Annotated in this window: 9 protein-coding genes; 3 read left to right on the top strand and 6 right to left on the bottom strand. The window is 70.6% G+C overall.

Annotated elements, in window-relative coordinates; translation table 11 throughout:
* The coding region (locus RMO85_RS08790; protein WP_310528348.1) for a LamB/YcsF family protein at positions 1 to 384 on the bottom strand (384 nt) is incomplete at its 3' end.
* A 212-nt stretch (positions 385 to 596) separates the two neighbouring features.
* Here RMO85_RS08790 and RMO85_RS08785 point away from each other — a divergent pair.
* Complete coding sequence (locus tag RMO85_RS08785; protein ID WP_310528347.1) at positions 597 to 1,613, top strand: sigma-70 family RNA polymerase sigma factor; 1,017 nt, start codon at positions 597 to 599, stop codon at positions 1,611 to 1,613.
* Positions 1,614 to 1,671: 58 nt separating this feature from the next.
* Here the strand turns inward: RMO85_RS08785 and RMO85_RS08780 are convergent, their stop codons facing one another.
* From RMO85_RS08780 to RMO85_RS08760, 5 genes are all read right to left on the bottom strand, one after another.
* A complete protein-coding gene (locus tag RMO85_RS08780; RefSeq protein ID WP_310528346.1) occupies positions 1,672 to 2,964 on the bottom strand; it encodes a glycoside hydrolase family 3 N-terminal domain-containing protein in 1,293 nt (430 codons plus the stop codon).
* Between the two features lie 93 nt (positions 2,965 to 3,057).
* Positions 3,058 to 3,654 carry a dephospho-CoA kinase gene (coaE, locus tag RMO85_RS08775; RefSeq protein WP_310528345.1) on the bottom strand — a complete coding sequence of 199 codons (597 nt, stop codon included), beginning with the start codon at positions 3,652 to 3,654 and terminating at the stop codon, positions 3,058 to 3,060.
* An 83-nt stretch (positions 3,655 to 3,737) separates the two neighbouring features.
* Positions 3,738 to 4,592, bottom strand: a complete 855-nt coding sequence (locus tag RMO85_RS08770) for a sulfotransferase domain-containing protein (protein ID WP_310528344.1) — start codon at positions 4,590 to 4,592, stop codon at positions 3,738 to 3,740.
* Between the two features lies 1 nt (position 4,593).
* The gene (locus tag RMO85_RS08765) at positions 4,594 to 5,895 is read right to left on the bottom strand and encodes an aminotransferase class I/II-fold pyridoxal phosphate-dependent enzyme (RefSeq protein WP_310528343.1); all 1,302 of its coding nucleotides are present in this window, start codon (positions 5,893 to 5,895) and stop codon (positions 4,594 to 4,596) included.
* A gap of 69 nt (positions 5,896 to 5,964) precedes the next feature.
* Positions 5,965 to 6,915, bottom strand: a complete 951-nt coding sequence (locus RMO85_RS08760) for a helix-turn-helix domain-containing protein (protein ID WP_310528342.1) — start codon at positions 6,913 to 6,915, stop codon at positions 5,965 to 5,967.
* Between the two features lie 93 nt (positions 6,916 to 7,008).
* On the opposite strand from RMO85_RS08760, the gene RMO85_RS08755 reads away from it, so the two are divergent.
* A complete protein-coding gene (locus tag RMO85_RS08755; protein ID WP_310528341.1) occupies positions 7,009 to 7,170 on the top strand; it encodes a hypothetical protein in 162 nt (53 codons plus the stop codon).
* 43 nt (positions 7,171 to 7,213) lie between these two features.
* Positions 7,214 to 8,164 (top strand): class I adenylate-forming enzyme family protein (locus RMO85_RS08750; RefSeq protein ID WP_310528340.1); only part of this gene is annotated, 951 nt, incomplete at its 3' end.

Genomic DNA, 8,164 nt, shown 5'->3' with positions numbered 1-8,164 from the left:
GGCCAGCACCGCGCGCGCGGTCTCCTCGTGTGCGCCCGCCCGGTGATACAGCGCGCCGTGCGGCTTGAGGTAGGCCACCGAGCCGCCCGCGGCCCCGGCGATCTCGGCGAGCACGCCGACCTGGTCGGCCACCTGCTCGGCCAGCACCCGCGGCGCCACGTCGAGGACCACGCGACCGAAGTTGGTCCGGTCGGCGTAGGAGACCTGTGCGCCGACGGTGACACCGCGGCGTACGGCCTCGGCACACACCGCCCGCATCACCTCCGGGGTGCCGGCGTGGTAGCCGCAGGCCACGTTGGCGCTGGTCACCACCTGGAGGAGGCCGTGGTCGTCGGTGACCTCCTCCCCCAGATCGGCGTTGAGATCCACCCGCAGCGTCGACACGACTGCATCCTCTCAGGCCAATCCGGAACCCGCTGGGCTCCGAACCAGCCCTGAGAAGTCCCTGAGAGTTGCCCCACCTTGCAACTCTGCGGAACTGCCGATCGTCAGTGCAGGTGAAGGGCCATACAGCGGCCGGGAATCTCCGGACACCGTGGGCCGTTGAATGAAGACGTGACGCGATCGGGGACTGCGCCACAACGGAGGAGGCGACCATGACCACCACACAGATCACCAAGAACGCCCAGCCAGCGCGCAGCGCTGCTGGCCGGGGGACGCGCGGCGCGACCCGCGAGATCGAGGGCCGCGACAGCGTCGGGTTGTACCTCGACGAGATCGCCCGCACGCCCTTGCTGGACGCCATCACCGAGGTCGAGCTCTCCAAGACGATCGAAGCCGGCCTCCTGGCGGAGAAGCTCCTCGAGGAGGGCCGCGTCGGCCGCAAGAAGGGCGGCGCGCCGATGAGCGCCACCGAGGAGGAGCTGGAGTGGCTGGCCGAGGCGGGCCGAAGGGCTGTCGACCAGTTCATCTCCGCGAACCTCCGCCTCGTCGTCTCCATCGCCCGCAAGTACGGCCGTTCGCAGATGCCGATGCTCGACCTGATCCAAGAGGGCAACACCGGCCTGATCCGGGCGGTCGAGAAGTTCGACTACTCCAAGGGCTACAAGTTCTCGACGTACGCCACCTGGTGGGTGCGGCAGGCGATCACCCGCGGCATTGCCCAGCAGGCTCGCGTGGTCCGACTGCCCGTGCACGTCGTCGAGGAGCTCAACCAGGTCTCCGGCGCCCGGCGCACGCTCGAGCGCCAGCTCGGTCGCGACCCGGAGCCCCACGAGATCGCCACCGAGCTCGGCATGGACATCGACCGGGTCCTCGACCTCATGTCGTGGGGCCGCGACCACGTGTCGCTCGACACTCCGGTGGATGAGGACGGCGACACGTCGCTCGGTGACCTGATGGCGCAGGAGACGTCGCCGGGTCCCGACCTGGAGTTCCTCGACGTCGAGGCGCGCCAGCGACTCGAGGACCTCGTCGCCCACCTCGACGAGCGGGCCGCCGACATCATCCGCGCTCGCTACGGCCTCAACGACGGGCGTCAGCACAAGCTGGCCGACATCGGCGCCAAGCACGGCATCTCCGCCGAGCGGGTTCGCCAGCTCGAGCGTGAGGCCCTGCAGAAGCTGCGTCGCATCGGCGACCCGGACCTCGCCAGCGGCAGCACCGCTGCCTAGCTCCACCCGTCCGCCGCAGGCCCGCTCCGATCACGCATCGGGGCGGGTCTCGGCACTTCTAGTACCCCGCAGCCACCAGCGCAGCGGCTGCGTCCTGCGCCGCGACGGACGGGTCGGCGGGCAGCGGAGCCTGGGCGGCGGCGCGTTGCTGCCACAGTTGAAGCGCCACGATGCGAGCCGCCGCCTCCTCGATCCGGGCGCGCGGGATGTCGCCCTCGTCGACGGCGCGGGTGACCACGCGGTGGGTCTCGACCGTGTCGACGGGCATCAGGAGCAGGTCGGCCCCGGCGTTCAGAGCGGCGACCGCCGGCTTGTAGCTCGAGGCAACGGCTCCCATGCCCAGGGAGTCGGTGATGGTGACGCCCTCGAAGCCGAGGTCGCCTCGCAGCAGGTCGTACACCGCGGGCGCCAGCGACGCCGGCACGCCCGGGGCGATCGCGGTCAGGTCGAGGTGGCTGAGCATCACGGCCGGCGCGTGGGCGGCGATGGCGGCCTCGAACGGCGGCAGGTCGTGGGCCTCGATCTCAGCCAGCGTCGAGTCGAGCACCGGGAGCGTGTCGTGGCTGTCGCTGGTGGCCGCGCCATGGCCCGGGAAGTGCTTGACGGTCGAGACCACGCCGGCGGCGTCGAACCCACGGACGGCCGCGGCGGTCGCCTTCGCGGCGATGGCCGGGTCCTCGCTCGCGGAGCGGGTGCCGATGGTGGGGTCGGCCGCTCCGATGGTCACGTCTGCTACGGGCGCGAAGACCCAGGTGAAGCCGAGGTCGCGCAGCTCGAGCCCGGTGGCGTACGCCGCCCGGCGCACGATCTCCCGACCGCTGGGTCCGTCGGCCTCGATCGCGGCGCCGGCCGCGTCGAAGGCGGGGAACTCGGTGGCGATCCCGCGCAGGTGCGACACGTAGCCGCCTTCCTGGTCGACGCCCAGCACCGGCGGGTAGGTGCGCCCGTCGTCCAGCGACGCCTGCGTCAGCGCCGCAGTCATCGCCCGGACCTGCGCCTCGTCGACGACGTTGCCGTTGGTGATGGAGATGCCGGCGAGGTGCTGCTCGCGCAGCATGGTGGCGACCTCGTTCGGGTCGGTGCCGAGGTAGCGGCCCACGATGACCTGGCCGGCCAACTGCTCGCTCGACATCTCCGCCACGATCGCCTGCGCCTGCTGGAGCTCGCCCACCGTGGGGCCCCAGCCGAGCCGGGCGGACGGATCAGCTGACGCGTCCGCCGGCTCCGGGATCGGGCCGCTCGACTCACCGCTCGCCGGTGCGGCCTCCGGCTCCGGCGTGGCCGCGCAGCCACCGAGCAGCAACGCTGCGGAGGTGATGGCCGCGGCGATGGTGAGGAGAGACAGTCGCACGGCCCGCAGGCTACCCGCGCTCCACCAGCGCACCGCAAACGCCACCGGGTCGGGTCGGACGATGCGCACAGGGCCGCAACGGGCGACTGCTCGTCAGGCCTGCTCGCGCAGGTCCGCGAACACGGCGACGACCCGGTCACGCAGCTCCTTGATGCTGCCGGTGTTCTCGATCACGTGGGTCGCGATCGCCAGCCGTTGCTCGCGCGTCGCCTGGGCGGCGATCCGCGCCTCGGCGTCCTCCCGGGACCAGCCTCGCTCGGACATCATCCGGGCGATCTGGAGCTCGGGCGGGCAGTCGAGAACGATCACTGCGTCGAAGGTGTCGACGCGGTCCCCTTCGGCGAGCAGGGGAATGTCGTGCACGACCAGATCGTCGTCGCCCGCGGCCCCCTCCAGCGCCACCATCCGCTCGAAGACCAGCGGGTGCACGATCACCTCGAGACGCTTGCGCGCCGCGGCGTCCCCGAAGACCAGCGCACCCATGGCCGCGCGGTCCAGGTCGCCCTCCGCGGTCAGCAGGCTCGTGCCGAACTCGGCGACGACCGCGTCCAGTCCCGGCGTGCCCCGCTGCACCACCTCACGGGCGAGCGCGTCCGCGTCGATGACCACCGCGCCGAGCTCGGCCAGCATCGACGAGACCGTGCTCTTGCCCGAGGCGATGCCTCCGGTCAGTCCGACCCGCAATGTCACGCCTGTTCTCCGACTCCGTGGGTAGGCCGTCCAGCGTACGGCGATCGCGACTGTCCGCGCGGGCGGGCTCAGCCGCGCGATCCTCAGACCAGTCCCGCCTTGCGTGCGTACACCTCCGCCTGCTCATCGGCATCGAGATCGCCGGTGAGCAGGCGTTCGGTCGTCCAGTGGTCCACGGACAGTCCGGTGAGGGCGACGTACTCCGCCAGCTCAGGCTCCAGCGCGTGCGCCAATGCCATCAGGTCCTCCCCCGTGGGCGAGGTGCCGTTGATGGTCGGTGAGCCGGCCATCAGCTTCTTCAGCGGCGGGTACGGCCTGAACCGACCCACACCGATGTGCCGGGTCACGAGGTCCAGCGTCGGATTCGGCTCGGCGAGCAGCGTCGCGAAGTCGAGGAAGAGCCACTGCTCGCGCGCGAACACGCTGAGCCCGTGCCGCACCTGCCCGCCGTAGTAGCCGCGGATGACTCCGGACGCCCGCATGAACCGTGCCCGTCCGCCCGGCCCGTCGAACTCCTCTGGCAGCTCGGTCGGGAAGTCGTCGGGCCGCCAGGCGATCATCTCCGGCCAGTCGGGGGCCCTGTCGGGCTGGCGGTCGCGGACCATCACCCACTGGCTGACCAGCCGGTCGATCGGGTCGCGGAAGATCGCGATCAGCCGCATGTCGGGCCGATGCTCATGCATCCGCTCCAGCGATCCCGGCATCAGCAGGTAGCGCGGCGTGGCGTCTCCGACGGCGCAGTGGACCGGTCGTGCGTGGGTGATGCCGTACGCGTCGTGGTCGACGTCGCGCCAGGTCACCTCGTCGACGTCGAACCAGCCCATCTCCTTGCGCGGTGGCCGTGCCACCTCGGGGTGTTGGTTGAGCATCCACTGCAGCGTCGAGGTGCCCGCCTTCTGCACGCCGACGATGGAGAAGGTGAAGGGCAGGAACGACACGTCAGGCCCGTGCCTGCCCGGAGGTCTGACCGGTCGCCTGTTCGGCCGCCGCCAGCAGGATGCAGGTGGCGACGGCATCGATCGCCCTGGTCACCTCGTCGAGCGGCGGCATGGTCGGCGCGATCCGGATGTTGGCGTCGTTCGGGTCGTCGCCGTGCGGGAACGACGATCCGGCGGGCGTCAACGCGATGCCGGCCTCCTTGGCCAGCGACACGACCCGCGCCGCCGTCCCGGGAACCACGTCGAGGTTGACGAAGTAGCCCCCTGCGGGCTTGTTCCAGGTGGCGATCCCGTAGCCGCCGAGCCGCTCGGAGAACACCCGATCGACCTCGTCGAACTTCGGCGCGATGATCGCTCGGTGCTTGGTCATGTGCTCGCGCACGCCTTGCGCCGTGCCGAAGAACTGCATGTGGCGCAACTGGTTGACCTTGTCCGGGCCGATCGAACCGTTGCCCAGATGGGCGAGGTACCACGCGACGTTGGCCTCCGACGCCGCCAGGAAGGCAACGCCGGCGCCGGCGAAGGTGATCTTGGACGTCGACGCGAACATGATTGGGCGGTCCGGGCGACCGGCGGCCGCGGCGAGGGTGAGGATGTCGGCGCTCTTGGCCTCCTCCTCGGTGAGGTGGTGCAGCGCGTAGGCGTTGTCCCAGAAGATCTTGAAGTCGTTGGCTGCCGTGTCCATCGACGCGAGACGGGCGGCGACCTCCTGGCTGCAGATCGAGCCGGCCGGGTTGGCATAGGTCGGGACGACCCACATCCCCTTGATCGACCGGTCGTCCTTCACCAGCGCCGCTACGGCCTCGGCATCCGGTCCGTCGTCGTTCATCGGCACGGTGATCATCTCGATGCCGAGGGACTCGAGCAGCGTGAAGTGCCGGTCATAGCCGGGGACCGGACAGATGAACTTGATCGTGGCTTCCTTGCTCCAGGCGCGGTCGCTGTCGCGCGCACCGAAGAGCAGCATGTAGATCAGGCAGTCGCGCATCATCGTCAGGCTGGAGTTGCCGCCGGCGACGACCTGCTCGGGCTCCACCCACAGCAGTTCGGCGAACATCTCGCGCAGCTCGGCCACGCCGGCGAGCCCGCCATAGTTGCGCACGTCGGTGCCGCTCGCGTCCTTGAAGCCGCGTGGCAGGTTGAGCAGCTCGTCGGAGAGGTCCAGCTGGGCGGCCGACGGCTTGCCCCGCGTCAGGTCGAGCCTGAGGCCGTGGGCCTTGAGCTCGGCGTACGCCGCCCGCTGCTGCTCGAGCAGGGTGGCGAGGTCGTCACTGGTCAGGGCGGAGAGCGGCTGGTGCGTCACACCGGCAAGGCTACCGAGGCTCGGGTGGGTCGCGCGGTCCAGGCTCCGGCAGACACGCCTCGTGGACTCTCAGGCCGTCTGGCCGAACGTCCGGCGATACTCCACCGGGCTCACGCCCCGTGAGCGACCGAAGTGGTGGCGCAGCGTGGCGGCGTTGCCGAAGCCGACCTCGCCGGCGATCCAGTCGATGGAGTGGTGGGTCTGCTCGAGCAGTTCCTCAGCGGCCTGCACCCGCTGGGCCAGCACCCAGCTGTACGGCGTCGTGCCGGTCTCGTCCTTGAACCGGCGGGCGAAGGTCCGCGGGGACATGTGCATGTGCCTGGCCAGCGCCTCGACGGTGAGTTCCTCCGCGAGGTTGGCCGAGATCCAGGCCAGCAGCGGCGCCAGCGCCTCCGACTCGCAGACCGGAACCGGGCGGGCGATGAACTGGGCCTGGCCGCCGTCACGGTGCGGGGGGACGACGATCCGGCGGGCAGCCGACGCAGCGACGCGCGACCCGAACTGCTGCCGCATGAGGTGCAGCGCGGCATCCAGCCCGGCCGCGGAGCCCGCACCCGTGACGATGTTGCCCTCCTGGACGTAGAGGACGTCGCCGTCGACGCGCGCCCGCGGATGCCGGGCCGCGAGCTCGGAGACGTGCCGCCAGTGCGTCGTACACCTCTTGTCGTCCAGAAGTCCCGCCTCGCCGAGCACGAACGCGGCGGTGCAGTGCGCGAAGACGAAGGCGCCGCGGTCATCCGCGTGCTGGACCAGCTCGACGACCTCGGGCGAGGGGTCGAGGTAGCCGCGCTTGGGGATGACGCAGACAAGATCGGCGTCGGCGGCCGCGTCCAGCCCGTGCTCGACGTGCAGGTCGAAGCCGCTGCTGCCCCTGACCCGGCCGGGCCGAGGCGTGGTGACGACGAAGTCGAAGACCGGATTGTCGTCCTCCGGGTGGTAGGGCTCGGACCACACCTCACACATGGCGCCGAGCCCGAAGGGCTCCGCGCCGTCCTGGACCACCACCGCGACCTTGTGCACGAGGTCAGCCTGCCGGATTCCTGGCAGGAAATCAACTAACACTGTCATTCCTGCCACTGGTGGCAGCAATCCATTGAGCGCAGACTTACTGCCATGACCACTTTCGCATTCCTCCTCATCGCCATCGCCGTCGCGGCACTGCTTGTCCGCTACGCCCGGCACGACCTGTTCGCCGGTGCGGCCACCCGCGCCGACGACCACGACGAGCTCGGCCCGGTCGAGCTCCGCCGTCACCTCGTCCCCCGCCGCTCCTGAGGCCCGAGTCCTTCGTCGACCGGGGCTTTGCTTGGATGGCATCGTGGACGCAGCCAGGCTCAGCCCCGGATCCCGGGTCGCGCTGCTCGTCCCGGGTTCGCACGAGTACGTCGACCTGGTGCTCTCGCTCCTGGCCGCCGGCGTCTTCCCGGTTCCGCTCGACCCGGCGCTGACCGCCGCCGAGCGCACCCGGATCCTCGCCCCGATCGAGCCAGACCTGGTCATCACGGACCACACCGAGATCTCGGCACTGCTGGCCACCCTCGATCCGCGTCGCCGCCGTGCCCTTCCCCGAGGACGGCCGATCCACTGCACGAGCGGCACCACCGGCACCCCCAAGGGCGTCTTCTCCGGGCCGCTCTCCCGCGCCGACGCGGCGGCCCTGGTTGCCGAGGAACGTGACCTCTGGGGGTTCTCCCCCGACGACGTCAATCTGGTCCTCAGCCCGCTGCACCACTCGGCACCGCTGCGTTTTGCGATGGGCACGCTGCTCGCCGGCGGCCGGATCGTGCTGCCGGGTCGCTTCGACGCGGGGCGCATCACCGAGGCCCTCCGCAGCGAGCGACCGACCACGATGTTCTGTGTGCCGACGCACCTGCAGCGGCTCCTGGCCCACTGGGACGACGTGGGGATGCCGGACCTGTCGAGCTTTCGGCTCGTTGCGCATGCGGGCGCCCCGTGCCCGCCGTCGCTCAAGCGCCGCCTGATCGAGGCGTTCCCGGCCGGGACGACCTGGGAGTTCTACGGCTCCACCGAGGGTCAGTTCACCGCTTGTTCGACCGAAGACTGGCAGCGGCGACCGGGCTCGGTCGGTCGCGCTCGGCCCGGACGGTCGCTGTCGATCGACGCGGACTCCGGCACGATCTGGTGCGAAGTTCCTTCTTATGCGCGCTTCACGTATTGGCAAGATCCGGAGAAGACCGCCGCCGCCTGGCGGGGGAACGCATTCAGCGTGTTCGATCTCGGCCGTATCGATGACGGCTATCTGTACCTC

It is taken from the genome of Nocardioides sp. (genome assembly GCF_031422975.1).
Taxonomy (GTDB): Bacteria; Actinomycetota; Actinomycetes; order Propionibacteriales; family Nocardioidaceae; genus Nocardioides.
The sequence above is the reverse complement of the archived record's forward strand: the minus strand, read 5'-3'. Positions and strand labels throughout refer to the sequence as shown.

What these genes read in the sequence shown, in the direction of transcription:
- RMO85_RS08755 (WP_310528341.1), top strand. Translation starts at nt 7,009, where the DNA reads ATGACCACTTTCGCATTCCTCCTCATCGCCATCGCCGTCGCGGCACTG.
- RMO85_RS08785 (WP_310528347.1), top strand. Translation starts at nt 597, where the DNA reads ATGACCACCACACAGATCACCAAGAACGCCCAGCCAGCGCGCAGCGCT.